The sequence below is a fragment of the Micromonospora sp. B9E7 genome (assembly GCF_039871815.1).
Classification (GTDB): Bacteria; Actinomycetota; Actinomycetes; order Mycobacteriales; family Micromonosporaceae; genus Micromonospora.
This window is the reverse complement of record NZ_JBDPLX010000004.1, coordinates 75,790-100,444: the sequence shown is the minus strand read 5'-3', so window position 1 is coordinate 100,444 and position 24,655 is coordinate 75,790. Positions and strand designations below refer to the sequence as shown.

The following is a 24,655-nucleotide window of genomic DNA, read 5'->3' as shown; positions in this document are numbered from 1 at the left end:
TCTCCGTTCGATGGTCGGGGTCACGTGGCGGCGACGTTGCCGGTGGCCCTCTGTCGCCACCGTCGTCCTGCCTCGGCACGGGCGCTTCGCTGCGGTGTAACCGCTGGGTAACAGCCGCCGACCGGGCCGGTATGACGCTTCCGCTATGACAGTTACCGACCACCAACGGCCTAACATCGACACACATCGATAACCGGTGGCCGATGGTCGCCGGACGACCGCAGGGGAGTGCGTGATGTTCCGACGACAACTGCGACGTGTGGCGCTGGCCATGCTCGCGGCGACCCTGGCGGCAGCCGGGGTGCAGCTCACCACCGGCGCGCCGGCCGCCGCCGTCCGAACCGTCTACTACGACGCGAGCCGGACCGGCGAGTTCCGCACCAACTTCGACCAGGCCGCGCAGATCTGGAACAGCCGGGTCAGCAACGTCCGGCTGCTGGCCGGCACCCCGGCCAGCATCACCATCTACGTCGACGACGGCTGGCCCCGGGCGCAGCCGACCGGCCTCGGCTCGGGACGGATCTGGATGGGTCGCACGGCCGTCAACCAGGGCTACGACCGCAACCGCATCGCCGCCCACGAACTCGGTCACATCCTGGGCCTGCCGGACCGGCGTACCGGCCTCTGCTCCGACCTGATGTCCGGCAGCAGCGCACCGGTCTCCTGCCGCAACGCGAACCCCAGCTCCGCCGAGGCGAGCCGGGTGAACTCGCTGTTCGCCGGCAGCCTGGCCGCACCGGCCAGCACCACGTACACCTGGGACGGCGCCTCGGACATCGCGCCGACGGTGGTCGGCGGCCGTCCGGCCTCGGAGAACTACCCCTTCATGGTGTACGTCTCCGGCTGCACCGGCACCCTGATCAAGGGCAACTGGGCGGTCACCGCCAAGCACTGCTCGACGCCGTCCTCGGTGCGGGTGGGCAGCATCAACCGCACCAGCGGCGGCACCGTGGTGCGGGTGACCCGGGCGGTCAACCACCCGAGCGTCGACGTCAAGCTGCTGCAACTGTCCAGCTCGGTCACCTACGCCCCGGCACCGATCCCGAGCACCTCCGGCGCGGTCGGCACGGCCACCCGGATCATCGGTTGGGGCCAGACCTGCGCGCCCCGGGGCTGCGGCTCCGCCCCGGCGGTCGCCAACGAGCTGGACACGTCCATCGTGGCCGACAGCCGGTGCTCCGGCATCAACGGCCCGTACGAGATCTGCACCAACAACACCAACGGCAACTCCGGCGCCTGCTACGGCGACTCCGGTGGCCCGCAGGTGCGCCGCGTCAACGGGGTGTGGAACCTGATCGGCGCGACCAGCCGGGCCGGCAACAACAACTCCACCTGCGCCACCGGCCCGTCCATCTACGTCGACCTGCCCTCGATCCGATCGTGGATCTCGACCCAGGTCGGCGGCCTGCCGGTCTGACCACGAGAGACGCCGGAGGCGGGGACGCGCAACACGTCCCCGCCTCCGGCGTGGCAGGGTCACCCACCCGATACCACGATGCGTTACGGTGCCTGGCACATCGATACACCGGAGGTGGCCGTCGTGCCTGCCGTCGTCGCCCTCGTGCTGACCCTCGCCCTCGCGCCCACACCGTCGCCGTCGGCCACCTCGGGCCCGGTCGGTGACCTCCTCGGTGGTGTCGGTCGGCTCGTCGACGACCTGCTGGACGGCGACCGCCCGCCGAGCGTCACCCCGACCCCGTCGTCCACGCCAGGCCCGCCGTCGTCCACCCCCCGGCCCGGTGCCGCGGTGCCCACCGTGACCACCCCGCCCGTCGTGTCGTCTGCCGGTGCCAGACCTCCGGCGGCACCCGCCGCGCCCGCCCGCCCCGGCGCTGGTGAGAGCCCGGGCACCCGCCAGGCCGAGGTGCCCGTGCGCGACGCCGACGCCCCCGCTCCGGTCGCCGCGCCGCCGGCCGACTCCGCCCGCGACAGGTGGCCGCCCCTGTCCTACCTGCTGCTCCTGGGTGTCCTGGCGGTGCTGGCACTGCTGGTCCTGCGTCGCCGTGCGCCAGGCCCCTCCGCCGCGCCGGTGCCCACCCCCGCACCCACCCCCGCCCCCGCTCCCACTCCCGACCCTGGTTCCGCGCCGGACAATGTCAGCCGGCTGCCGACCAGCCTGAACGCCGTCTACGAGTTGGGCCGGCTGGACGAGCGGCTGGAGCAGGAACGTGGCCGCCGCACCTGAGGCAGCGCCTGCGAGCGATCGGGGTCAGTGCGCGGAGTAGGCGCCCTCGCGACGCGGGATCTCGTCGTCGTACGCCCCGACCGGCCCGCTGTAGCGAACCTTGCCCTGCGGGTACGGCCAGGCGTTCGCGGTGCAGCCGTGCAGACCCAACGTCTGTTGCTGCATCACCGGCGCGGGTCGGCCCCGACCGGGGCACCGTTCGTGACCGAACCCGAGTTTGTGCCCCACCTCGTGGTTGACCATGTACTCCCGGTAGGTGGCCAGGCTCGCCCCGTACCCGGGCACACCCTTGACCCAACGCGCCACGTTGAGCACCACCCGACCACCGTTACGGCACGAGGTGTAGCCCTCCGGCTGGTCCTGGCAGAGGGTGTCACGGGTGCCCGGAGTGGCCAGGTAGATGGTGAAGTCGGTCGGGTCGTCGGCTCCCACCCGGCGCAGTCGCCAGGCCCCGCCGGCGGTCCAACCGCGCGGATCGTCCAGGGTCGCGGTGACCGCCGCGGCGATGTCCGCCACCGGAAGGCCCCGGATGTCGCGCTCCACGGCGACCCGGTACCGCAGCAACGTGCCACGGCCGGTCCGCGCCGGTGCGGTCTCGCCGGGCGCTGTCGCCCAGCGGTTCCCGCCGGAGGCGGGGTAGCTGATCGGGACGGCAGGCACGGAATTCGGAACCACGTCGACGACCCCGGTCGGCCCGCCGGTGGCGACCGGCGCGACGTGCCCGTCGGGCGACGGCCCGGCGGCGACGGGATCGTTCGCAGGCCGCCCGGCGGCCGGCAGTCCGCAACCGGTGAGCAGCGCCACCACGAGTAGCAGCGTCGCCGAGGCGGAACGCCATCGGTGGGTAACCTTCGTCGACATGTCTCTCCCCTCGCGCGGCGCTCGGCGGCGGCGCGGAGGAGAAGACGGGTGACCGTGCCGAAAAGTTGATGTGACCCACCGCTCAACCTTTCGCCGACCTGACCCGTCCATAGCGGTGTGGCACGGGGGAGGTTCACGGTGGCGCGGGGCGACGCGGAGTTCGTCGAGTTCGCGCGGGCGGCGTCCGCGCGACTCGTGCACGCCGCGTTCCTGATGACCGGCGACCACCACCTGGCCGAGGACGCCGCGCAGACCGCCCTGGCCCGCACCTACGCGTCGTGGTCGCGGATCCACGACGACGACGCCTACGGGTACGCCCGTCGCACCCTGGTCAACCATCTGGTGGACGGGTGGCGGCGGCCGATGCGCGAGTACGCGACCGAAGAGGTGCCGGAGCAGCGGCGCGCAGACGTGGCCGACGAGGTGGCCACCCGGCGCTGGTTGATCAGCATCCTCGGCGCGCTCAGCCCTCGGGAGCGGGCCATCGTCGTGCTGCGCTACTACTTCGACCTACCGGAGGCACAGGTGGCCCGGGAGCTCGCCGTATCCGTGGGCACGGTCAAGAGCACCAGCTCACGGGCCCTGGAGAAACTGCGCACCGCCGGGCCGCGGCACGCCGACGAGGAGGCGCGCCGATGAGCGAGCTGGAGCAGCTCCGCCACGCCATGCGTGCGACCGAGCGCCCGGACACCGTCCTCGACCTGGCCGCCGTGATGCGCGACGGGCGGCGGTTGCGTACCCGTCGGCGGGTCGCCGGAGCCGGGGCGGCGACGCTCGCCGCCGGGCTGGCCGCCGTCGTCGTCGTGGTGGCCGTCGACGCCCGGTCGGGTGGTCCGCCGACGCCCGATCGTCCACCACCGGTCGCCATCGCCCCGTCACCGGTCGGTGTCTCGCCGACACTGGCGAGGTCGTTGGAGCCCACCCCGCCACCGCCAACGGCCGACGACGTGCCGTCGCCGAAGCCGCTGGGCCAGGTGATCGACAGCGAGGTGCGCCACGGCGTCGACCAGCGGGTGTATTACGTCGTCCGGGTGTCCGTGCCCGGCGAGCCGAAGGTGACCATCGGGCTGGCCGCCGGTCGCCGCCTCCCGGACGGCATGCTGACCACGGACATCCTGGTCAACGACGTGCAGGGGGCTGACCGCAGCCCCGGGTTCCATCAGATCGGTTACGACGAGAGTTCGTCGACGGCCCCGGTGCCCACCTTCGGCTACTTCGTCGGCCCCGCCCACCGCATCACCGGCACGGTGGACGGGCGGCAGGTCGATGCCCGCCTGGCCCGATGGAGTGTCGACAAACAGGTGGTGATCTTCTGGTTCGAGCCCACCACGCTGACCCCGGGGGAGCGGCTCGACGGCATCATCGCCCGCGACGCCGCCGGCGGGCGACTCTGACGCCGACGGCTGGTCACCCCGGGCGGGTCACTCAGGCCGGGTCGTCCAACCGACGCTCGATGGTCACCGTCGTCCCCTCGACCGTGGAGACCAGCCGCACGTCGCCGTAGGCGTTCATCAGCAGCGCGCCGCGGCCCCGGTCCATCGCCGGCCGACGGTCCCGCCAGGTGCCGAAGTCCCGCACCGAGATCCGGACCAGACCGTCACCCACCTGGACCCGCACCCGCACCTCCGGACGGCTGGGCCGCTGTGCGTGCTCGACGGCGTTGTTCACCGCCTCGGACGCGGCCAGCAGCAGATCCTCCAGCACGTCCGGGTCGACAGCGAGCTCGCGCAGCGTCCGGCGGACATCCCCGCGCATGACCGCCGCCGAGGTGGGCTCGGACGGGTACGTCCAACCCACGTCCAGGACGTCGCCCGATCCGTACCGGTCGGCCGGAGCATCCCGCACGGACGCGTCGGTCCCCGGTGTGCCGGTGGTGCTCGCGAGCACGTCCGCCGACGGCCCCCCGGTCTCGGCCGTCGGCTCCCCGACCCCCGTCACGGCCCGTGCCGGTGCGGCATCGACCGTTCCCGTCCCGGCCGGGTCGTCGCGGTCACGGGCCCGGCGGATGGCGGCCCGGATCCGGGCGATCAGCTCGGTCGCGGCGAACGGCTTCACCAGGTAGTCGTCGGCACCCAGGCCCAGCCCTTCCGCGCTGGCCTCACCGCCGGCGCGGGCGGACAGCACCAACACCGGCAGCGCACGGGTCGCCGGGTCCGCGCGTAGCCGGCGCAGCAGCTCGAAACCGTCCAGCACCGGCATCATCACGTCGGTGAGGACCAGGTCGGGCCGTTCGCGGTGGACCTCGTCGAGGGCCTGCCGGCCGTCGGTGACGGCGCGTACCCGCCAGCCCTGCCCGGTGAGCAGCCGGCTGAGGTACGCCCGCATGTCGGTGTTGTCGTCGGCGATGAGGATTCGCGCGCCGGCCAGCTCGTCCACGGCCGGCCCGCAGGCGTGCTCGGGCTCCGTCGGACTGTCGCCCACCTCGGCGAGCCAACCGGCCGCCTCCTCGGCAGCGGCGCGGGCCGCGTCGCCCCGCCGGTCCACCGGCGCTCCGGTCACCGCGCTGCGCCGTGTCGCCGACCACGGCAGCACCACGGTGAAGGTGCTGCCGACGCCCACCTGGCTGGTCACCCGGACCTCGCCGCCCTCCAACCGGGCCAACTCGTGCACCAGGGCCAGGCCGATGCCGGTGCCCTCGTGACTGCGCGAGCGCGCGCCCCGCACCCGGTGGAAGCGTTCGAAGAGCTTCGGCAGGTCCTGCTCGGCGATGCCGATGCCGGTGTCCGCGACGGTGAGGCGTACCTCGTCGTCGTCGGCGGTCAGGCTGACCCGGATCCGCCCGATGAACGTGTACTTCAGGGCGTTGGACAGCAGATTGGTGACGACGCGCTCCCAGTTGACCGGGTCGATCGTGACCGGCCGTGGCAGCGGCGGGCAGACCACCTCCAGGGTCAGCCCGGCCCGCTCGACGGCGGCCCGGAACACGCCGGCGAGCTCCGCGGTGAGCGCGGACAGGTCGACCATCCGGGCATCGCTGCGAGCGCGACCGGCTTCCAGGCTGGAGAAGGTGAGCAGGCTGTTGACAAGCGTCAACAGTCGGGTGGCGTTGCGCCACGCGGTCTCCACCCGCTCCCGCTGCACGGGCGCCAGGGGTGCGGTGGCGTCGGTGAGGGCGTCGGCCAGCGGGCCGAGCATGAGGGTCAACGGCGTGCGGAACTCGTGGCTGACGTTGGCGAAGAAGTCGGTCTTCACCCGATCCAGCTCGGCCAGCGCCTCGATCCGGCGCCGCTCCTCCTCGTGCTCCTGCGCGTTGCGCAGCGCCAGGGACGCCTGTTGCGCAAGGAGTTGGTGGAAGGACCGGTAGGCCTCGTCGAGCTTTCGGCTGGGGCTGACCCCGGCCAGCAGGACACCCAGCGGCTGGTCCTCGTCGCCGGAGGGCAGCGGCAGCGCCAGCGCGGTGTGGACCGGGTCGTCCCACGCGCCGGCGGGCAGCGGCATCCGGTCGGCGACGTCGGACACCTGGACCTGACGACCCTCGGCGGCGTCCGGCAGCCCCCAGGCGTGCGCGGCCGGGCCCGGGTGGGCCAGGTCGACGGTGTCCGGCATCGCGCTCTGGTCGCCGCCGGTGCGGGCGAGCCGCCGCAGGGACGCCCCGTCGCGCAGGTAGATGGCAGCGAATGGGACGTCCAGCGGGTGACCGCCGATCGCGTCGATCAGGCGTGCGCCGGTCGCGTCCACGTCGACGGTGCGACCGTCACCGAGAACGGACAGGTCGTGCAACAACCGCAGCCGGCGTTCGCCGACCACCTGCTCGGTGACCTCGCTGCACACGGTGAACACGCCGACGGTGCTGCCGTCGTCGTCGCGGGCCGGGGCGTGCGAGACGCTGAAGTACGCCTCCTCGCGGTAGCCGGCCCGTTCCAGCAGCAGCCGGAGGGCGGGGACCCAACTGGCCACCCCGGTGGTCATGGCCTGCTTGATCAGTGGGGCGAGCACGTCCCAACCCTCGGCCAGGGTCACCCGCACGTCGTCGCCGAGCGCGGCGGGGTGCTTGTCGCCGATCAGGGTGGAGTACGCGTCGTTGTAGAGCTGGGAGAACTCCTCGCCCCAGAGCAGCAGCATGGGGTACCGGGAGGACAGGACCAGCCGGACCGCGGCGCGCAGGCTCTGCGGCCATCCGTCCACCGAGCCGAGCGGCGTGCGCGCCCAGTCCAGCCCCGCCATCAGCCGACCGGTGTCGCCACCGCCGCTGAACAGGTCAATGCTGGGTCGTGTCACGGTCGACCCGGCCCCATCGCAAGCCCCCGTTCCGGGCCCGACGACCCCTGCTGGTGTTACCTACCCATCCTGACACCTCTACTCACCTGTGCCGAAGCCGGTACCCATCGTCGAACCGGTGGTGGTACAGGACGAACGACCGATGCCCATCGCATCGACATCTGTAAGTGTCTCGGGTATCTCTCCAACCCCGAGGAGCCCTCATGAGAGGCAGAACGCTGAGCGCGGGAATCGCGCTTGCCGTGTTCGCCGGGATGACGGTGACGCTGGCCGCCCAGCCGGTGGCCGCGTCACCCACGACCGCGACGACGATGGCCCGGCCGATCGCCGCCACCGTCGCCGCGTTGGCAGCACCGGACATTTCCGTCACCAACCTCCAAGCCCACCTCACCCAGTTCAATGCCATCGCCACCAGCAACGGCGGCAACCGACGGGCCGGCTCGGCCGGCTACACAGCCTCGCTCACCTACGTCAAGAGCAGGCTCCAGACCGCCGGCTACACCGTCAGCGAGCAGTACTGCTCCAGCTGCAGGTACCCGTCGAACAACCTGATCGCGGAGTGGCCCGGCGGCCCGGCCGACCAGGTGGTCATGTTCGGCGCCCACCTGGACGGCGTCTCGGCTGGCCCCGGCATCAACGACAACGCCACCGGCTCGGCGACACTGCTGGAGAACGCGCTGGTCCTGGCCGCGCAGAACCCGACCATGACCAAACGGGTGCGGTTCGCCTGGTGGACCGACGAGGAGCAGGGGCTCAACGGCTCCCGGTTCTACGTCAACTCGCTCAGCGCCACCCAGCGCGGCTACATCAAGGGCTACTACAACTTCGACATGGTCGGCTCGGTCAACGGCGGCTACTTCATCAACCGGGTCACCTCGACCACGGCGGCGCCGCTGAAGGCGTACTGGGACTCGTTGGGTCTGCAGCCCGAGGAGAACGTCGAGGGTCAGGGTCGCTCCGACGACTACTACTTCCAGCAGGCCGGCATCCCCACCTCGGGCTACGCCGCAGGTGCCAGCGCCCGTAAGACCAGCGCCCAGGCGGCCAAGTGGGGCGGCACCGCCAATGCCGCGTACGACCCGTGCTACCACCGGTCCTGCGACACCACCGCCAACGTCAGCGCCACCGTGTTGAACCGGGCGGCCGACGGTGTCGCGTACGCGCTGTGGCAGCTCGCTGTCGGCGGCGGCAGCCCCGGTTGTGTCGGCGGCCAGGTGATCGGTAACGGCGGCTTCGAGAACGGCAGCACGCCGTGGACCGCGTCCTCCGGCGTGATCACCAACTCCAGCAGCCAGCCGGCCCGGACCGGGTCCTACAAGGCGTGGCTCAACGGCAACGGCAGCACCCGCACCGAGAGCCTGACGCAGTCGGTGACCGTGCCGGCCGGTTGTGCCAGCTACACGCTGTCGTTCTGGCTGCACATCGACACCGCCGAGACCACCGGCTCCACGGCGTACGACCGGCTCACCGTGCAGTTCGGCTCCACCACGCTGGCGACGTACTCCAACCTCAACGCCGCCGCCGGCTACACCCAGCGCAGCTTCAACGTGGCCGGGTTCGCCGGTCAGACGGTGACCCTCAGGTTCACCGGCACCGAGGACTCGTCGCTGCAGACCAGCTTCGTGATCGACGACGTGGCGTTGCAGGCGAGCTGACCGCGTACCCGAGAAAGGGCCGCCACCGGTTCTTCCCGGTGGCGGCCCGTCACGTCATGGGTCAGGGGAGCTGCGGGTAGAGCGCGGACACGCCACCGGGGAACCCGGCCTGCACCTGCCGGCTGATGTCGTCGGCGACGATCTCGTACGCGTCGGCCTCGATGCCGTCCACCCCGAGCCGCGCGATCACCGCCGGGTCGGACTTCGGGCTGGTCACCGTCGCGGCCATGTCGGTGTCCAGGTAGCCGACGTGCAGCCCGGCGACCCGGATGCCCCGCTCGGCGAGCTGGAGGCGCAGCGCGTTGGTCATCGCCCACTCGGCGGACTTCGCGGCGCCGTAGGCCCCGTGCATCGGGAAGTTCACCCAGGACAGCACCGAGAGCACGTTGAGGATCGTCCCGCCACCGTTGCCGGCGATGACCGGCGCGAACGCCCGGACCATCGACAGTGTGCCGATGTAGTGGGTCTCCAGCTCCTGTCGAACGAGGTCCAGGTCACCCTCGAGGAGGTCGGTGCGGGTGTCGATGCCGGCGTTGTTGACCAGCAGGTTCACGCCGCCGGCCAGCTCGGCGGCGGCGGCCACCGAGGCGGGGTCGGTGATGTCCAGGCGCACCGGCGTCACGCCGGGCAGATCCACGCTGTCCGGGTTGCGGGCGCCGGCGTAGACGGTGGCGCCACGGGCGAGGAGTTCGGCGGCCAGGTGGCGGCCGAAGCCACGGTTGGCGCCGGTGACGAGGGCGGTGCTTCCAGAGATCTTCATGGCGGTCACGCTATCCCACCTGACTTCTGTCAACCAAAGTCAGCTATGTCACACCGGTGGCCCCCCTCAATCGGGAATGAGACCCGGACGCGGCAGCACCCCGGCCGGTGACTGCTCGTATCCTTTCCGCGAAACCCCGCACGAGCCGAGATGGGAGACGGTGTGAGCAAGCAGGCCGAAACGTTGGAGTTCCAGGCCGAGGCGCGTCAGCTCCTCCAGTTGGTGGTCCACTCGATCTATTCGAACAAGGACGTCTTCCTGCGGGAACTCATCTCGAACGCGTCCGACGCGCTGGACAAACTGCGACTGGCCACGCTCGTCGACAAGGACCTCGTCGCCGACACCGACGACCTGCACGTCACGCTCGAGGTCGACAGGGAGGCCCGCACCCTCACCGTGCGGGACAACGGCATCGGGATGACCCGCGACGAGGTCGTCCAGTTGATCGGCACCATCGCCAAGTCGGGCACCGCGGAGCTGCTGCGCCAACTGCGCGAATCCGCCGACGCCCGCGCCTCGCAGGACCTGATCGGTCAGTTCGGCGTCGGCTTCTACGCGGCGTTCATGGTCGCCGACCGGGTCACCCTGCTGACCCGCAAGGCCGGCGAGACCGGCGCAACCCGCTGGGAGTCCACCGGCGAGGGCACGTACTCGATCGAGGCGGTGGACGAGGCCCCGCAGGGCACCACGGTGACCCTGCACCTCAAGCCGGCCGACACCGAGGACAACCTGCACGACTACACCGCCGAGTGGACCGTCCGCGACATCGTCAAGCGATACTCCGACTTCATCGCCTGGCCGATCCGGATGACCGTCGAGCGCCCCGGCGCCGACGGCGAGGCCGCCACCAGCGAGGTGCAGACCCTCAACTCGATGAAGGCGCTCTGGGCGCGGCCCCGCGACGAGGTCGACGCCGCCGAGTACAACGAGTTCTACAAGCACGTCAGCCACGACTGGGCCGACCCGCTCGAGGTCGTGCACATGAAGGGCGAGGGCACCTTCGAGTACGAGGCGCTGCTGTTCCTGCCCAGCCACGCCCCACTGGACCTGTTCTCCCCGCAGGGCCGCCGAGGCGTCCAGCTCTACGTCAAGCGTGTCTTCATCATGGACGACTGCGAGGCGCTGGTCCCGACCTACCTGCGCTTCGTCAAGGGCGTGGTCGACGCGCACGACCTGTCGCTGAACATCTCCCGGGAGATCCTCCAGCAGGACCGGCAGATCCAGATCGTCCGCCGCCGGCTGGTCAAGAAGGTCCTCGCCACCGTCAAGGACCTGAAGGCCAACCACCCCGAGCGCTACCGCACCTTCTGGACCGAGTTCGGCGCGGTGGTCAAGGAGGGGCTGATCGACGACACCGACAACCGCGACACCCTGCTGGACATCCTGTCGGTCGCCTCCACCCACGACGCGGCCGAGCCCACCGACCTGGCCGGTTACGTCTCGCGGATGAAGGACGGCCAGAGCGACATCTGGTACGCCACCGGCGACTCCCGGGCCGCCATCGAGAACTCGCCGCACCTGGAGGCGTTCCGGGCCAAGGGCCACGAGGTGCTGCTGCTCACCGACCAGGTCGACGAGGTGTGGGTCGAGCGGGTCGGCGCGTACGACGGCCGGCCCCTGCGCTCGATCGCCAAGGGCGAGATCGACCTGGACACCGACGAGGAGAAGAAGCAGGCCGAGGCCGAGCGCGAGCAGCAGCGACAGGAGTTCGCCACCCTGCTCGACTGGCTGGGCACCACCCTGAGCGACAGTGTCCGGGAGGTCCGGCTGTCCTCCCGACTGACCACCTCACCGGCCTGCGTCGTCGGCGACGCCCACGACCTCACTCCGACCCTGGAGAAGATGTACCGGGCGATGGGGCACGAGGTGCCTCCGACCAAGCGGATCCTGGAGATCAACCCGGGGCACCCGCTGGTCTCCGGGCTGCGCAAGGCCCACGAGCAGGGGAGCGACCCGGCAGCCCTGACCGAGACCGCGGAGCTGCTCTACGGCCTGGCGGTGCTCGCCGAGGGCGGTGAGCTGACCGACCCGGCCCGCTTCACCCGGACGCTCGCCGACCGGCTGGCGCGCACTCTGTAGACGGTCGCCCCTCCGGCCGGCGGGCCGCCCGACCAGGGGCCCGCCGGCCGATCCGGCGTACGGCGTCGAGCATCCGATCAGCAACGGACACGTCGAGTTCCTTTGGCGAGCGATACATCGAACCGCTGCGCCGTACCGTGGTCCTGTTCCTTCACGAGGCCTGATCCGAAACGGTCCACTGTGGCCTCTGCACAGTGTCCGACCGGCCGCAACCGCTGCGGAGGGCGCCCCGCGTACCCCGGTGAAGAACTTCACAGGGGTTGGGCGATCGTCACCGGCCGTGCCTAACGTCGGTCGGGTTCGCCACTGCGGACACCACGGCCGGCAACGCCTAATCCTGCCCCCGGCCGTCGGAACCCAGTCACCCGGGCAGGAGCGGGGGACCCACATGTTCCTCGGTGCACGTCACCTCGGGGTGAAGCCGCCACCGTGCGGCCGGGCTCCTCGGCCCGAACCCGACAGCTCACCTCGCCGGCGTGGAGGAAGCTCACATGACGTCTGTTCACACGCCCCGTCATCGACGGGTCACCACCCGCCGTCTCGCCGTCGGCACCCTGGCCGTCGGCGCGGTCACCGGCGCTGTCGCCCTCTTCGGCCCGGCCGCCCCGGCCCAGGCCGGAGTCAACTGGGATGCGATCGCCCAGTGCGAGTCCGGCGGTAACTGGAAGATCAATACCGGCAACGGCTACTTCGGCGGCCTGCAGTTCTCGCAGAGCACCTGGGCCGGTTACGGCGGCAAGAAGTACGCCGCCCGCGCCGACCTGGCCAGCCGCGGCGAGCAGATCGCCATCGCCGAGAAGGTGCTCGACGGGCAGGGCATCGGCGCGTGGCCGACCTGCGGAAAGAAGGGCGGCTCGTCGGGCGGCTCCGCCACGAAGTCGTCGACGAAGTCCACCGCGAAGTCCACCGCGAAGCCCACGGAGCGGTCGTCGCGCGGCGAGCAGCCGGCGACCCGCAGCCACGAGCGCACCGCGCCGCCGGCAGGCGGCCAGACGTACCTGGTCAAGCCGGGCGACACCCTGTCGGAGATCGCCGACGCCCACCGGGTGTCCGGCGGCTGGCAGGCGCTGTACCAGCACAACCGGCAGCTGATCGGGGCCGACCCCGGTCTGATCTTCCCCGGTCAGAAGCTCAGCCTCTGACGGATGGCACACGAACGCTCGGCCGGGTCACCGGCCGAGCGTTCGTGTGTACGGTGCTGGTCAGCCCGAGTGGCCGGGCCGGGTTCGAGTCACGCAGCCGAGGCAGACGCCTTCGGCGCTCGACGCGACGCCACCGGGCCGACGTTGCGACCCCAGCGGGAGGCCGGCACCGATTCCGCGCCGGCATCGACGCCGTCGAGGGTCAACTCGACGGAGTCGGACGCGCCGCGGGACAGGCGCAGCGAATGCTCGGCGCCCTGGCGGGCGGCGCACGGCCAGGACTGCCCGGCGCACTGGAGGTTGCGGCAGTGACCCTCGTCGTCCGGCTCGTGGGCGCTCAGCACGTCGATCGCCAGTTGCCAGAGCAGCGGGTCGGTCACGTCGTACGGTCGCTCGGCGCTACGGCTCGGTCGGTTGCTGGTGTCGTCGGACATGGTGGGTCCCCCCTTGTCAGGCTGTACCCCCCAAGGGTCACCCGTCAGCCGCCGGCTAAACCGCCGACCTGCTGTGATGTGTCTCCGGTCGCAACTCCTCGCGTGGACACCGCACGCAGATCGGTCAATCCGGCAGCAGCGGCATCTCGACGCCCGGCTCCCGGCCGAGCAGCACCGCGCGGGTGAGCGCCGTCGAGCCGAACCGGTCGCGGACCGCGTCCACCGCGGCGTCCAACTCCGCGCCCGGGTCGCGGTGGAACGGCAACTCCGGTTGCACCGGACTGTCGTCCAGATTGCCCACCGAGACGCCGATCAGCGTGACACCACGACGGTCGATCTCGGGCTGGGCCGCCCGCAGCAACGCGCGCGCGGCGGCTAGCAGCGGGGTCGTGTCCGCGGTCGCCTTGCCGATGGTGTGCGAGCGGGTCGCCCGGCTGTAGTCGCCGAAGCGCAGCCGCAGGACCACCGTGCGCCCGGACCGCCCGGCCGCCCGCATCCGGCGGGTGACCCGGTCGACCAGGCCGGCGAGGATGGCGTCCAGTTCCGCCGGGGCATGCGGGGTACGGCTCAGCGCGTGTTGGGCGCCCATCGAGCCGCGTCGGCGACCGACCTGCACCGCACGTGGGTCACGGTTGTGCGCCAGGGCGTGCAGGTGCCGACCGGCGCCGGACCCGAGCAGCGACACCAACGCGGCCTCGCCGAGCCGCGCCACCTCGCCAACGGTACGGATCCGGTGCTCCCGCAGCTTCGCGGAGGTGACCGGGCCGACGCCCCACAACCGCTCGACCGGGAGGGGGTGCAGGAACGCCAACTCGGCGTCCGGTGCGACCACCAGCAGCCCGTCCGGTTTCGCCACCCCGCTGGCCACCTTCGCCAGGAACTTCGTGCGGGCCACACCCACCGTGATCGGTAGGTGGACCCGTTCACGAACCTCCCGACGCAGCCGCGCAGCGATGTCGGCCGGTGGCCCGACCAGCCGACGCAGGCCACCCACCTCCAGGAACGCCTCGTCGATGGAGAGCCCCTCGACCAGTGGAGTGGTCTGCCGGAAGATCTCGAAGACCGCGCGGCTCGCCGCCGTGTACGCCGACATCCGGGGCGGCACGACGATCGCGTCCGGACACAGCCGGCGGGCCTGCTGGCCGCCCATCGCGCTGCGGACGCCCCGCGCCTTCGCCTCGTAGCTGGCGGCGAGGACCACGCCCCCGCCGACGATGACCGGTCGGCCGCGCAGGCGCGGGTCGTCGCGCTGCTCGACCGACGCGTAGAAGGCGTCCAGGTCGGCGTGCAGGATGCTGGCGCCGGGCGACACGTACACATGTTCGCACGGCACCCGGCAATCACGGCAGTGAGCTGGGCGAACGACCGCTCAGTCGAGGCAGAACTCGTTGCCCTCGGGGTCAGCCATGACGAGGTGACCGGCACCCAGCGGGGGAGCGGGCTCATGGCGACTGAGCCGGGTGGCGCCGTGCGAGGCGAGCCGCTCGGCCTCCTTCTCCAGGGCCGCCATCCGCTCGTCACCGTCCAGCCCGGGGGCGACCCGCACATCGAGGTGTACGCGATTCTTGACCCGCTTGGGCTCCGGAACCCGTTGGAAGAACAGGCGTGGTCGCAACCCCTCGGGGTCGACCACCGCCGACGCGTCGTTGCGGTTCTCCGGCGGCACGCCCATCGCGTCGAGCGCCTGTTCCCAAGACTCGAAGTTCCCGGGTGGGCCCTGCACCTCGTAGCCGAGGGCCTCGGCCCAGAACGCCGCCAACCCCGCGGGGTCGGCGCAGTCGAAGGTGATCTGCACGTCGCGGGCCATGTCAGCTCCCCATCTCGTGATCTTGGTCGGTCATGGGCTCAGCCTTGCGTAGATAGCGGACAGGAACGTTCCGCATGTTGTGCAACGATCGGCGCGTGACAGTCGAGGCGACGACCGAGCGGGTGCTGCGGTTGCTGGCGTTGCTTCAGCGGCGCCCATCCTGGACGGCCGCAGACCTCGCCGCCGAGCTGGGTGTCACCGACCGTTGTGTGCGCCGTGACGTGCAGCGCCTGCGTACGCTCGGCTATCCCGTGCACGCGGTGCCGGGGGTCGGTGGTGGCTACCAACTCGGTGCGGGCACCCGGCTGCCGCCGTTGCTCCTCGACGACGAGGAGGCGATCGCGACGGCGGTCTCGCTGCGCCTCGCCTCGGGCGGAACCATCGCGGGGGCGGGTGAGGCGGCCCTGCGGGCCCTCGCGAAGCTCGACCAGGTCATGCCGGCACGGCTGCGCGCCGAGGTGCGGGCGGTGCACGGCGCCACGGAGACGCTCGTGGGCCCGGTGGCCGAGATCGACGCGGAGTTGCTGGTGACGTTGGCCCGGGCCTGTCGCGATGCCGTGCGGGTGCGATTCACCTATGAGGCCCGCAACAGTGGGCAACACGAGCGGACGGTCGAGCCGGTCCGGATGGTCACGACCGGTCGTCGCTGGTATCTGATGGCCTGGGACGTCGACCGCGACGACTGGCGGACGTTTCGCCTGGACCGGATGGGTGCGGCGGTCGCCACGACCTGGCGCTTCCGGGCGCGCGAGCACCCGGACCCGGTCGCCTTCGTGCAGCGGGCCGTGACCGAGGCGCCGTACCGGTATCTCGCCCGGGCACGTGTGCGCGCGACGGCCGACCAGGTGCGGAAGTTGGTGCCGCCCCAGGTGGGACGGGTCGAGGACGACCGCGACGGGTGGTGCGTGCTGGTCGTCGGCGGGGAGCGCCTGGACTGGCTCGCGGCGCACCTCGCACGTCTGAGTTACGAGGTGGAGGTGCTGGAGCCTCCGGAGTTGCGCGACGCCGCGGCCCTGCTCGCCCGACGCCTCGCGGTGATGGCCGGCACGGCGTCGCAGGACAGCGCGTAGTGACGCAGCGACACCGCACTGCCGTCCGGTGCGGTCCACGGTGCGATGCTGGTTCCCACGTGCCGCCAGCCGGTGCGCTCGTACAGGGCGGCGGCCGCGGCACCCTCGGACGTCACCTCGAGCGACAGATCGGTCCCACGTTCGCGAGCCCACTGCCGAACCCGGCCCAGCAGGGCACCGCCGAGCGCCAACCCTCTGGCCCTCGGCACCACGAAGAGACGTGCCACCTCGGCCGTCGGCCGGGCCAGCGGCGCGTCCGCCCGGCTGGGCACCTGCACCGAGACATGCCCGACGATCGCCGCGTCGTCGTCGACCGCGACCCAGGCGTCCGCCTGGCGCGGCTCCCGTAGCCAGCGACGCGGGTCGGCGGGCCAGTTCAGCGGGTACCTGTCGATCCGGTGAACCTTGGCGAGCGCCGCGACGCATCCGTCGAGGTCAGCGGCGCGCCGGCGGCGGATGCGCGGTGTTGTCACAGGTCGTCGAACGGGCGTGCGTAGCGGAACTCACCCCGGATCGAGTCGCGCCACGCGTCCAGCGGACGGGCCATGAAGTACTGCGGGCCCCACGGCTGTGGCGGGGTCACGCCCAGGTTGACGGCGGGCCCGAACCCGAAGCGCGGGTAGTAGTCGGGATGCCCGAGCAACACCACGAGGGGCTCGTCCCGCGCGTCGGCCGCGCCGAGCACCGCGTGCATCAGCGCGCTGCCGACGCCACGCCGCTGCCAACCGGGCAGCACGCCGAGCGGCCCCAGGCCCAACGCCACCGGCTCGCCGCCCACCCGACCGCGGGTGGCCACCACGTGCCCCACCACCTGGCCGTCCGCATCGACCGCCACCAGGGAGTACGCGGGCAGCCAGCCCTCGTCGGCACGCAGCGCGTCGACCAGGGTCGCCTCAACCGGTACGCCGTTGCCGTCGCCGGTCTTGGCGAACGCGGCGGCCTGCACCGCCCGGATGGCGTCGACGTCAGCGGGTGTCTCGCGTCTGATCAGCACCGCGCCACGATACGGGTGCTCCCGGCGACGGCTCCACGCGTTTATCCCGCCGAACGCCGACGGCGGTGGCCGACGGTGGGGCACTGCCACCTTGCGGTGCCTCCGGCGTCATCAGTCGCACGATCTCCGCCTGGTCGGCTGCTTCGCCGACGCGTACACCCAGCGGCGTTGGTCGCGGGTGAACGGCCGCTCCTCGTTGTTGCCGGCCACGATGTACTGCCGAAGCTCCGGCCCGATCGCCTCCAACAGGTAACGGGCGCGTCCGAGCACCGGGAAGTTGCGCAGCAGCGCATGGTCGCGCTGGATCAGATCCCGCGCGGCGAGTGCCGCTACGGCAGCGGCGGCGGGTACGGCTCGACGGGCCCATGTCATGCCCGGCACTCTTTCCGCCCGCACGTCGGCTCAAACCGCTCGCCGGCGCGTTCGCGCTGGTGGCTGGGCCGGCGGCGGTGCGGGTCGGACCCGCACCGCCGCCACGGGCTCAACGGTGCCGGTACGACTGGCGGACCGACCCGCCGACGATCGTGCACCACGTGCTCGTGCTGAGCTTGCCGTTGCGGGGCAGGCGGTGCAGCGCCTGCAGGTCCTGCACCGCGGCCCGGGTGGCGTGGTCGTACGCCCCGGTGACGGTGACCGCGTACCCCTTGGTGGCGAGCATCTCCTGTACGGCCGTGACCGGCGCGCCGGCGGCGTGCTGGTCCAGCTCCGGTGCCAGCGTCTCCCAGGTCGGCGGGGTGAGGGTGGCGTCCACGTCCACCGGGATGCCGTTGCGGGCCTGCCAGTCCTGCACGGCCGCCACGGTCGCGGCGTCGAAGGTGCCGCTGACCGTCACCGCGTAGCCCCGGTGGACCAGCAGGTGCTGCACGACCCGGACCGAGGGGGAGTTGACGAAGCGCCACAGGTCCGGCCAGCGGCGCGCCGGCACGTCGCCCAGTTTGGTGCCGAGGGCGGCGTGCACCCGCCGACGCAGGTCCGGGAACTGCCGGTAGAAGGCGGCTCCCGGGCACTCGGTGGTGCGGAAGTCCCAGTGGCCGAAGATGTCGTGGGCGTGCAGTCCGTACTGTCGACAGATCGCGACGCAGAGCTTGACCAGCGAGTCGGTCAGCGCCTTCGGCGGCGTCTCGGTGACGTAGGTGCCCTCGTTCTCGATGCCGATGGCCCGACCGTTCTCGCCCGGGCAGTGTGCCGAGATCATCTGCCGGTCGCCGGCTTCGAGTCGCTCCAGGCTGCCCCGGCGGCCCTCCAGCACGTAACCGCCCCGGCTCACCGTGAAGTGCTGGCCGGTGTCCGACCAGCCGTTGCCGTCCATGTGCAGGTCCTGGCAGTCGTGGGCCAGCTTGACCGCCTGCTCGCGGGAGTAGTCGGTGACGTTCGGGAACGCCATGTGATGCACGATGATCTTGTTGGTGGCGATGGCGCTGACCGACAACGGGTCCTTCGGCGGGCGGGCGGCCCACTCGTCGCAGCTGATGATCCAGTCCAGGTCGGTGCCGGGGGCGGCCTGCGCCGAGGCGGGGAAGGCGAGTTCGCTCCCGACGACGGCGACCGTGGCGGCACCGAGGCCGGCCCGCAGCAGCGTCCGGCGATCCATTTCGGAATGGTCGACGTGCATGACATCTCCTCCTGCGGCCGACGGCGGGGGGATGAAAAGTAGCTCCAGTGGCCGCACGCACTCCGGAGAATATTGCCAAGACTCGTCCGTGCGCTAGACCCCGTCCAACCAGGCCGGCGTTTCCCCGCAAGCCGGTGGGGGTAGGTCGAGGACCGACTGTCCCGCTGCCCTGTGAGGAATGACCAGATGAGTGACAACGTCAGCGACGCGGTGGGCGACGCCCTCCGCTCGGTGATGCTCTTCCTGCCCAAGGCCGTCGCCTTCCTGGCGATCCTGGTGGCCGGATGGCTGATCGCCAAGGCTGTGCTGAAGATCGTGGAGAAGGTCCTGGAGCGGGTGGGCTTCGACCGCGCCGTCGAACGCGGCGGCGTCCGTCGTGCGTTGAGTCGCTCCCGGTACGACGCCAGCGACATCGTCGCGAAGCTCGTCTACTACGCGGTGCTGCTGTTCACCCTCCAGCTCGCCTTCGGCATCTGGGGGCCCAACCCGATCTCCGACCTGCTCGGCGCGGTGATCTCGTGGCTCCCGCGCGCCTTCGTCGCGATCGTCATCGTCGTGGTGGCCGCCGCCATCGCCAGCGCGGTCAAGGACATCATCAGCGGCGCGCTCGGCGGCCTGTCGTACGGCCGGGTGCTGGCCACCACCGCGTCGGTGTTCATCCTCGGTCTGGGCGTCATCGCCGCGCTGAACCAGATCGGGGTGGCCACCGCGGTCACCACTCCCGTGCTGATCGCCGTGCTGGCCACGATCGGCGGCATCCTCGTCGTCGGGGTCGGCGGCGGCCTCATCCGTCCGATGCAGAGCCGTTGGGAGGGGTGGCTGACCCGTGCCGAGCAGGAGTCGCAGCTGATCGCCGAGCACGCCCGCGCCTACCGAGCTGGTCGCCGCGACGCCGAGGCCGAGCTGGCCCGCGCGGCGGCTTCCCCCGCGACGCCGGACACCGAGCCGGCCCGTCCGCCGTCCGTCGTCACCGATTCGGAGGCGACGCAGGTGGTGACCCGGCCGTCCGATCCGGAGGCCACCCAGGTGGTGACCCGGCCGTCCGATCCGGAGGCCACCCAGATGGTGACCCGACCGTCCGATCCGGAGGCCACCCAGATGGTGACCCGACCGGTCGACGCCGACGCGACCCAGGTGGTGAGTCGTGGTGACGCCGACACGACCCAGGTGGTGGGTGCCGGCGGCGCGGTGCCCGGCCCGCGTACCGGCGACGACAGTGAGACGACCACGGTCCTCCCGCCGGTCGATCCGAACCGGCGCTGACACGCACGTCACCGGCGGGGTGGGGTCCTTCGGGATCCCACCCCGCCGCACGCTGTCCGGGCAGGCCGAAAGCGCTGGCGAGCATGACGGTGCGCGGCTAACATCCGGGCATGACCTGGCGACATTGATCCAGCCGCGTAGGCCGATCCCGTGGGCCACCGCGGGCACCGCACATCCGGTGTCCGTCTCCACTCCCACGGGAAGGCCCCATGATTCACATCGCCTCGAGCGTGCCCGACCCGGCGGTCCGTCGGCTGACGGCCACCCTCTACGGGTACGCGTTCCTCAGCGACCTCGCCCTGCTCTACCCGCTGTACGTGGTGTTCTTCGCCGACACCGGGCTGTCGGTCGGGCAGATCTCGTCGCTCTTCGTCATCTGGTCGGCCGCCGGCATCCTGTTCGAGGTGCCGTCCGGCGCGTGGGCCGACGTGGTGTCCCGCCGACTGCTGTTGTGCCTCGCCCCGCTGGTGACCGCCGCCGGGTTCGCGCTCTGGGTGCTGGTGCCGTCGTACCCGGCGTTCGCGATGGGGTTTCTGCTCTGGGGGGCCGGAGGAGCGTTGGTCTCCGGCGCGCTGGAGGCGCTGGTCTGGACCGAACTGGACCGGCTCGGCGCGGTCGGCCGGTACGCCCGGGTGCTCGGGCGGTCCCGGACGGCGGGCGTGCTGGGCGTGGTGCTCTCCGGAGTGCTCGCCGGCCCGGTGCTCGCCGTCGGCGGCTACCCGGCGGTGGGCGTGGCCAGCGTGCTCGCCTGCCTGCTCGCCACGATCGTCGCCACCCGGTTCCCGGAGCACCGCGCGCCGGCCGCCGCACGCGTTCCGGTCGCCGAGCCGGCGATGGCCGCTCGACCGGTGGGTGCCGCACCACCAGGGCAGGGCGAGCCCGATACTGCCCCGCCCGCGAGCCGGGACGACGACGGTGACCTGGGGTGGTGGGACACGCTGCGGGCCGGCGTGTCGCAGGTGCGCACCCGTCCGCCGGTACGGGCCGCCGTGCTGCTGGTGGCCGTGGTCGCCGCCGACTGGGGTGCCCTGGACGAGTACACCCCGCTGCTCGCCCTGGACACCGGCGTCGGGGCGCAGGCCGTACCCCTGCTGCTCCTGCTGCTCTGGGCGGGGGTGACCGTCGGCGGGCTGCTCGCCCCGGCAGGGGAGCGGCTGAGCAGCCGAGGCTACGCCGCGCTGCTGGGGCTGGTCGGTGTCGCGCTGGCCGGAGGTGCCCTGCTCCGGCACCCGGCGGGGTTCGTGCTGCTCGCGGTGGCCTTCGGTGCGGCGCAGCTGGCCACCGTGCTGGCCGACGCGGGGCTCCAGGCCCGGATCACCGGCAGCTCCCGCGCCACCGTCACATCCCTGGCCGGAATGGCCACCGACATGTTGATCATCGTGACGTACGCCGGCTACGGTCTGCTCGCCACGGTGGCCGGCAACGCGGTGGCGTTCGCGCTGACCGCCGGGGCGTACCTCGTGGTGGCGCTGGTGCTGCTGACCCGCCGCCAGCCGCCCGGCCCGCTGGGGAGCTGCTGCTGACTGATCCTGCCCGGCCTCGCCCAGCTCGCGGCCGATCTGCCGGACTGACCACCGGCCTGCCCGGCGGCGACTGGACGAGCCGCCGCCGGGCGGCTCACTCAGCCGGCCATGTGCAGGAACGACCACTGGTGGCCGTCGAGGTCCCGGAAACCGCGCATGTACATCGGCCCGTTGGCCATCCCCGGTCCGAGCGACTCCCCACCGGCGACCGTCGCTTGGTCGACCAGTTCGTCGACCTGCTCCCGGCTCTGCGCCGACAGCCCGACGACGACCTCCCGGCTGGTCTCCGTGTCGGTGGTGGCGACCCCGGTGTACGCCTCGAAGCGGGAGCGGAGGTGCAGCACCAGCCGGGTGCTCTCGGAGATGGTGAGCACCGTGGTACCGCCGTCCTGTTCGGCCTGGTCGCTGGTGAAGCCGATCGCCCGGTAGAACTCTGCGGCGGTGGTCAGGTCGCGCACCGGCAGGTTGATGAAGGTCATGCTCATCAGTGGTCTCCGTTCGTTTCGAGCAGCACCTTCAACGCGGCGAGCCGCTCGCGCCAGTACGCCTTCAGCTCCGCGGCCTGCTCGGCTCCGGTCAGCTTCTCGTGCACGATGCTGACCCGGGCCTTCGACTCGCCGACCGCGCCGATGCCGACGACGATCCGGGTGGGACCACCGGCCCAGTCGGCCCGGAAGATGCGCGGCGCGGTGGCGGTGCGGACGCGTACCTCGACGTCGGGCAGCCAGCGGGCGCGTGTCGTCTCGTCGGCGAACGCCTCGAACAGCCGCAGCGCCGGCACGGCCACCGTCCGGCTCGCGCTGGCCTCGAAGCCGCCGCCGCGCCGCTGACCCGGCGCGCGCAGGCCGCGTGCCTGCTCGTAGCCGACGGTGACGGTCTGCGCCCACCAGCCCGGCACCTCGTGCACGGTCACCAGGTGGCGGGCGATCCGGGTGTGCGTCCACTCGCTGGCGGACGCGGCGTCGAGAAGGGCGAACCAATCGGCCCAGCCGCGGCCGGTCCGGGCGCGGATCAGGTCGTCGGCGATCCGCTCGGTCTGCGCAGCGGCGGCCGCGGCGGTCGGTTCGGTCTGCGCCGAAGGAGATGCGGCGGTGGACGTCGGAGTTGGCGGCGTATCCGGCGGCGCGGCCCGATTGATCAGGTGCCGGCGGGCGGTGGTGTAGCTCTCGCCGGTCTTCTCCATCCGGGTCCGGACCCGGGCCTTGAACGATCTCTGGTTGGTCATCACATGCTCCCGGTCAACGGCACGGTCACCGGGACTCACGCTCCCGCCGACCCCGCCGGAGTGGGGCATGTGGCACCACGTCCCGAGGGCTCCAGGCCCCCTTTGCCTCCGCGTTGCCGGCGGCGTGAGCGCCGGGAGGGAGGTGCGGCGCAGGACAACGCCGACCTCATCCTACGCCAGATCGGCGGTCAGGGCTGGTCACCGTCGACGTACACCCACCGGCCGTCCGCACGGACGAACCGGCTGTGCTCGGTCATCGTGCCGGGCCGACCGGCGTCCCGGTAGTGGGCGTGGAACGTCACCGTGCCGGCGTTGTCGAGCAGGCCGCCCCGCTCGGTCTCCACGATCTCCAGGCGGGTCCACCGCTGCCCCGGGTCGAGCTCCAGCGAGGTGGGCCGGGTCGAGGAGTGCCAGCTTCGCAACAGGTAGCCGGTGTCGCCGAGAGCGAAGGCGCTGAACCGGGACCGCATCAACTCCTCGGCCGTCGACGCCGGTCTGTCGCCGGAGTGCGCCGGTGCGCAGCAGTCCGCGTACGTCTGGCCGGAGCCGCACGGGCAGACCCGTCCCGTCGCCGTGTTCGCCCGCCGACGTCCCGCACCCTTACCCACGTCCCTATCCTGCCGCACCGGAGACCCGCCCCTGCTCACGCCCCCGCGTCCCGCCGCCGGCGCCGGGTTGCGGCGTTCACAGCCAGCCGGAGCGGCGGAACAGCCGGTACAGGAACAGGGCGGCCGCCGCCATCAGGGTGACGGCCCCGGCGTAGCCGTAGCGCCAGGCCAGCTCGGGCATGTGGTCGAAGTTCATGCCGTAGATCCCGGCGATGCCGGTCTGGGTGGCCGCGATGGCCGCCCAGGCGGCGATCTTGCGCATGTCGTTGTTCTGCTCGACGGCGAGCTGCGCCAGTCGGGACTGGACGATCGAGGTGAGCAGGTCGTCGTACGCGGCCACCCGATCCACCGCCCGGCTCAACCGGCCGTCGACGTCGACGAACCAGCGGTGCAGGGCACGCGGCGGGCCGTCGGGTTCGAGCAACGTACGCATGGGCGCCTGCAACGGCAGGACCGCCCGCTTGAACTCCACCACCTCCCGTTTGAGCTGGTAGATGTGCTGGATGTCGGCTGTGCGGTCGCGGGCGAACACCGCCTCCTCGACCCGCTCCAGGTCCCGCTCCACGTGCCCGGCCACCTCCAGGTAGGAGTCGACCATGCGGGCGCAGACCGCGTACGCCACCGCCCACGGGCCGGCGGCCAGCAGCGCGGGGCGGCGCTCGATGTCGGCGCGGACGCTGCGCAGCGCCCCGGCGGCGCCGTGCCGCACCGTGATGGCGAAGCGGTCACCGAGCAGCACCATGACGTCCCCGGTGTCGATCACCTCGGAGGTGTCGGTCAGCTCGTCGTGCTCCACGTACCCGGCGGTGCGCAGGACCAGCAGCGTGACCGACCCGTGGCGCTGCACGGTGGGCCGGTGCCCGTCCGCGAGCGCCTGTTCGACGGTCAGCTCGTCGAGGCCGAAGGTCTGGCCGACCGCGGCGAGCACCGCCGGGCCCGGATCGTGCAGTCCCAGCCACACGAAGGCGTCCCGGCCGTGCCGGGCGCGGGCGTACGCGTCGGCGTAGTGCGGTCGACCGGGCTCCCGGCGGCCGTTGGCGTAGACGGCGCAGTCGACCACGGCGTCCGGGTTGGTCCGGCGGGGGTTGGGGGAATCGCCCTCGACCCGTCCGAGCAGTCGACGGGCCAGGGCGCGTACGCCTCGACCGGCCCGGTCCCGTACCGGTCGCTGATCCACTGTGTGCCTCCCCGTCGCCGGCGCACCGCCCGATCAGGGATG

At 72.1% G+C, this 24,655-nt stretch carries 24 protein-coding genes and 1 riboswitch; of the genes, 10 read left to right on the top strand and 14 right to left on the bottom strand.

Annotated elements, in window-relative coordinates; translation table 11 throughout:
* Positions 1–235 precede the first annotated feature (235 nt).
* Both ABGB10_RS08215 and ABGB10_RS08210 read left to right on the top strand, forming a co-directional pair.
* Entirely contained in the window at positions 236–1,417 is a 1,182-nt protein-coding gene (locus ABGB10_RS08215) for a snapalysin family zinc-dependent metalloprotease (RefSeq protein WP_347660249.1), read from the top strand.
* 123 nt (positions 1,418–1,540) lie between these two features.
* The gene (locus ABGB10_RS08210) at positions 1,541–2,185 is read left to right on the top strand and encodes a hypothetical protein (RefSeq protein ID WP_347660248.1); all 645 of its coding nucleotides are present in this window, start codon (positions 1,541–1,543) and stop codon (positions 2,183–2,185) included.
* A 24-nt stretch (positions 2,186–2,209) separates the two neighbouring features.
* Here ABGB10_RS08210 and ABGB10_RS08205 read toward each other — a convergent pair whose 3' ends face one another.
* On the bottom strand, positions 2,210–3,046 hold the full coding sequence (locus tag ABGB10_RS08205; protein ID WP_347660247.1) for a DUF3152 domain-containing protein: 837 nt from the start codon (positions 3,044–3,046) through the stop codon (positions 2,210–2,212).
* A 138-nt stretch (positions 3,047–3,184) separates the two neighbouring features.
* Here ABGB10_RS08205 and ABGB10_RS08200 point away from each other — a divergent pair, with 138 nt between their 5' ends.
* Both ABGB10_RS08200 and ABGB10_RS08195 read left to right on the top strand, forming a co-directional pair.
* The gene (locus ABGB10_RS08200; protein ID WP_347660246.1) at positions 3,185–3,685 is read left to right on the top strand and encodes a SigE family RNA polymerase sigma factor; all 501 of its coding nucleotides are present in this window, start codon (positions 3,185–3,187) and stop codon (positions 3,683–3,685) included.
* Positions 3,682–4,440, top strand: coding sequence for a hypothetical protein (locus tag ABGB10_RS08195; protein ID WP_347660245.1), 759 nt, complete (start codon positions 3,682–3,684; stop codon positions 4,438–4,440). The genes ABGB10_RS08200 and ABGB10_RS08195 overlap by 4 nt, the downstream gene beginning before the upstream one ends.
* 31 nt (positions 4,441–4,471) lie before the next feature.
* On the opposite strand, the gene ABGB10_RS08190 is transcribed toward ABGB10_RS08195, so the two are convergent.
* Positions 4,472–7,264, bottom strand: a complete 2,793-nt coding sequence (locus tag ABGB10_RS08190) for an ATP-binding protein (protein WP_347660244.1) — start codon at positions 7,262–7,264, stop codon at positions 4,472–4,474.
* A gap of 203 nt (positions 7,265–7,467) precedes the next feature.
* Here ABGB10_RS08190 and ABGB10_RS08185 point away from each other — a divergent pair, with 203 nt between their 5' ends.
* Positions 7,468–8,919, top strand: a complete 1,452-nt coding sequence (locus tag ABGB10_RS08185; protein WP_347660243.1) for a M28 family peptidase — start codon at positions 7,468–7,470, stop codon at positions 8,917–8,919.
* Positions 8,920–8,980: 61 nt separating this feature from the next.
* Here the strand turns inward: ABGB10_RS08185 and ABGB10_RS08180 are convergent, their stop codons facing one another.
* Positions 8,981–9,679, bottom strand: a complete 699-nt coding sequence (locus ABGB10_RS08180) for an SDR family oxidoreductase (protein WP_347660242.1) — start codon at positions 9,677–9,679, stop codon at positions 8,981–8,983.
* A gap of 162 nt (positions 9,680–9,841) precedes the next feature.
* Here ABGB10_RS08180 and htpG point away from each other — a divergent pair, with 162 nt between their 5' ends.
* Entirely contained in the window at positions 9,842–11,758 is a 1,917-nt protein-coding gene (gene htpG, locus ABGB10_RS08175; protein ID WP_347660241.1) for a molecular chaperone HtpG, read from the top strand.
* Between the two features lie 318 nt (positions 11,759–12,076).
* Positions 12,077–12,250, top strand: a riboswitch (cyclic di-AMP (ydaO/yuaA leader).
* Entirely contained in the window at positions 12,250–12,900 is a 651-nt protein-coding gene (locus ABGB10_RS08170; RefSeq protein ID WP_347660240.1) for a transglycosylase family protein, read from the top strand. (Overlaps the previous riboswitch by 1 nt.)
* An 89-nt stretch (positions 12,901–12,989) precedes the next feature.
* Here ABGB10_RS08170 and ABGB10_RS08165 read toward each other — a convergent pair whose 3' ends face one another.
* The 3 genes from ABGB10_RS08165 to ABGB10_RS08155 all read right to left on the bottom strand — a co-directional run bounded on the left by ABGB10_RS08165 (position 12,990) and on the right by ABGB10_RS08155 (position 15,141).
* Complete coding sequence (locus ABGB10_RS08165; RefSeq protein ID WP_347660239.1) at positions 12,990–13,334, bottom strand: hypothetical protein; 345 nt, start codon at positions 13,332–13,334, stop codon at positions 12,990–12,992.
* 124 nt (positions 13,335–13,458) lie between these two features.
* A complete protein-coding gene (dinB, locus tag ABGB10_RS08160; protein ID WP_347660238.1) occupies positions 13,459–14,646 on the bottom strand; it encodes a DNA polymerase IV in 1,188 nt (395 codons plus the stop codon).
* Positions 14,647–14,703: 57 nt separating this feature from the next.
* On the bottom strand, positions 14,704–15,141 hold the full coding sequence (locus tag ABGB10_RS08155; protein WP_347660237.1) for a VOC family protein: 438 nt from the start codon (positions 15,139–15,141) through the stop codon (positions 14,704–14,706).
* Between the two features lie 95 nt (positions 15,142–15,236).
* On the opposite strand from ABGB10_RS08155, the gene ABGB10_RS08150 reads away from it, so the two are divergent.
* Positions 15,237–16,211 carry a YafY family protein gene (locus tag ABGB10_RS08150; protein WP_347660236.1) on the top strand — a complete coding sequence of 325 codons (975 nt, stop codon included), beginning with the start codon at positions 15,237–15,239 and terminating at the stop codon, positions 16,209–16,211.
* Here the strand turns inward: ABGB10_RS08150 and ABGB10_RS08145 are convergent.
* The 4 genes from ABGB10_RS08145 to ABGB10_RS08130 form a co-directional block, all read right to left on the bottom strand.
* Positions 16,106–16,684 carry a GNAT family N-acetyltransferase gene (locus tag ABGB10_RS08145; protein WP_347660235.1) on the bottom strand — a complete coding sequence of 193 codons (579 nt, stop codon included), beginning with the start codon at positions 16,682–16,684 and terminating at the stop codon, positions 16,106–16,108. The two genes, ABGB10_RS08150 and ABGB10_RS08145, sit on opposite strands and share 106 nt — an antisense overlap.
* Positions 16,681–17,205 (bottom strand): N-acetyltransferase, encoded by a 525-nt coding sequence (locus ABGB10_RS08140; RefSeq protein ID WP_347660234.1) that lies wholly within the window; start codon positions 17,203–17,205, stop codon positions 16,681–16,683. Before ABGB10_RS08140 ends, ABGB10_RS08145 begins: the two co-directional genes overlap by 4 nt.
* A gap of 111 nt (positions 17,206–17,316) precedes the next feature.
* Positions 17,317–17,577, bottom strand: coding sequence for a hypothetical protein (locus ABGB10_RS08135; protein WP_347660233.1), 261 nt, complete (start codon positions 17,575–17,577; stop codon positions 17,317–17,319).
* A gap of 109 nt (positions 17,578–17,686) precedes the next feature.
* Positions 17,687–18,796, bottom strand: a complete 1,110-nt coding sequence (locus ABGB10_RS08130) for an N-acetylmuramoyl-L-alanine amidase (protein ID WP_347660232.1) — start codon at positions 18,794–18,796, stop codon at positions 17,687–17,689.
* A 207-nt stretch (positions 18,797–19,003) separates the two neighbouring features.
* Here ABGB10_RS08130 and ABGB10_RS08125 point away from each other — a divergent pair, with 207 nt between their 5' ends.
* Both ABGB10_RS08125 and ABGB10_RS08120 read left to right on the top strand, forming a co-directional pair.
* A complete protein-coding gene (locus tag ABGB10_RS08125; RefSeq protein ID WP_347660231.1) occupies positions 19,004–20,080 on the top strand; it encodes a hypothetical protein in 1,077 nt (358 codons plus the stop codon).
* Positions 20,081–20,289: 209 nt separating this feature from the next.
* Complete coding sequence (locus ABGB10_RS08120; protein ID WP_347660230.1) at positions 20,290–21,603, top strand: MFS transporter; 1,314 nt, start codon at positions 20,290–20,292, stop codon at positions 21,601–21,603.
* Between the two features lie 98 nt (positions 21,604–21,701).
* Here the strand turns inward: ABGB10_RS08120 and ABGB10_RS08115 are convergent, their stop codons facing one another.
* The 4 genes from ABGB10_RS08115 to ABGB10_RS08100 form a co-directional block, all read right to left on the bottom strand.
* Positions 21,702–22,088: a VOC family protein gene (locus ABGB10_RS08115; RefSeq protein WP_347660229.1), complete on the bottom strand. Its 387-nt coding sequence runs from the start codon at positions 22,086–22,088 to the stop codon at positions 21,702–21,704.
* The gene (locus ABGB10_RS08110; RefSeq protein WP_347660228.1) at positions 22,088–22,828 is read right to left on the bottom strand and encodes a hypothetical protein; all 741 of its coding nucleotides are present in this window, start codon (positions 22,826–22,828) and stop codon (positions 22,088–22,090) included. Before ABGB10_RS08110 ends, ABGB10_RS08115 begins: the two co-directional genes overlap by 1 nt.
* Before the next feature lie 188 nt (positions 22,829–23,016).
* Positions 23,017–23,436 (bottom strand): YchJ family protein, encoded by a 420-nt coding sequence (locus tag ABGB10_RS08105; RefSeq protein ID WP_347660227.1) that lies wholly within the window; start codon positions 23,434–23,436, stop codon positions 23,017–23,019.
* Between the two features lie 76 nt (positions 23,437–23,512).
* Complete coding sequence (locus ABGB10_RS08100) at positions 23,513–24,613, bottom strand: magnesium and cobalt transport protein CorA (protein WP_347660226.1); 1,101 nt, start codon at positions 24,611–24,613, stop codon at positions 23,513–23,515.
* Positions 24,614–24,655: the final 42 nt, after the last annotated feature.

Coding starts and splice junctions, on each gene's coding strand:
- ABGB10_RS08215 (WP_347660249.1), top strand. CDS start 236: ATGTTCCGACGACAACTGCGACGTGTGGCGCTGGCCATGCTCGCGGCG.
- ABGB10_RS08205 (WP_347660247.1), bottom strand. CDS start 3,046: ATGTCGACGAAGGTTACCCACCGATGGCGTTCCGCCTCGGCGACGCTG.
- ABGB10_RS08195 (WP_347660245.1), top strand. CDS start 3,682: ATGAGCGAGCTGGAGCAGCTCCGCCACGCCATGCGTGCGACCGAGCGC.
- ABGB10_RS08185 (WP_347660243.1), top strand. CDS start 7,468: ATGAGAGGCAGAACGCTGAGCGCGGGAATCGCGCTTGCCGTGTTCGCC.
- ABGB10_RS08180 (WP_347660242.1), bottom strand. CDS start 9,679: ATGAAGATCTCTGGAAGCACCGCCCTCGTCACCGGCGCCAACCGTGGC.
- ABGB10_RS08170 (WP_347660240.1), top strand. CDS start 12,250: ATGACGTCTGTTCACACGCCCCGTCATCGACGGGTCACCACCCGCCGT.
- ABGB10_RS08165 (WP_347660239.1), bottom strand. CDS start 13,334: ATGTCCGACGACACCAGCAACCGACCGAGCCGTAGCGCCGAGCGACCG.
- ABGB10_RS08155 (WP_347660237.1), bottom strand. CDS start 15,141: ATGGCCCGCGACGTGCAGATCACCTTCGACTGCGCCGACCCCGCGGGG.
- ABGB10_RS08135 (WP_347660233.1), bottom strand. CDS start 17,577: ATGACATGGGCCCGTCGAGCCGTACCCGCCGCCGCTGCCGTAGCGGCA.
- ABGB10_RS08130 (WP_347660232.1), bottom strand. CDS start 18,796: ATGGATCGCCGGACGCTGCTGCGGGCCGGCCTCGGTGCCGCCACGGTC.
- ABGB10_RS08125 (WP_347660231.1), top strand. CDS start 19,004: ATGAGTGACAACGTCAGCGACGCGGTGGGCGACGCCCTCCGCTCGGTG.
- ABGB10_RS08120 (WP_347660230.1), top strand. CDS start 20,290: ATGATTCACATCGCCTCGAGCGTGCCCGACCCGGCGGTCCGTCGGCTG.
- ABGB10_RS08115 (WP_347660229.1), bottom strand. CDS start 22,088: ATGAGCATGACCTTCATCAACCTGCCGGTGCGCGACCTGACCACCGCC.
- ABGB10_RS08110 (WP_347660228.1), bottom strand. CDS start 22,828: ATGACCAACCAGAGATCGTTCAAGGCCCGGGTCCGGACCCGGATGGAG.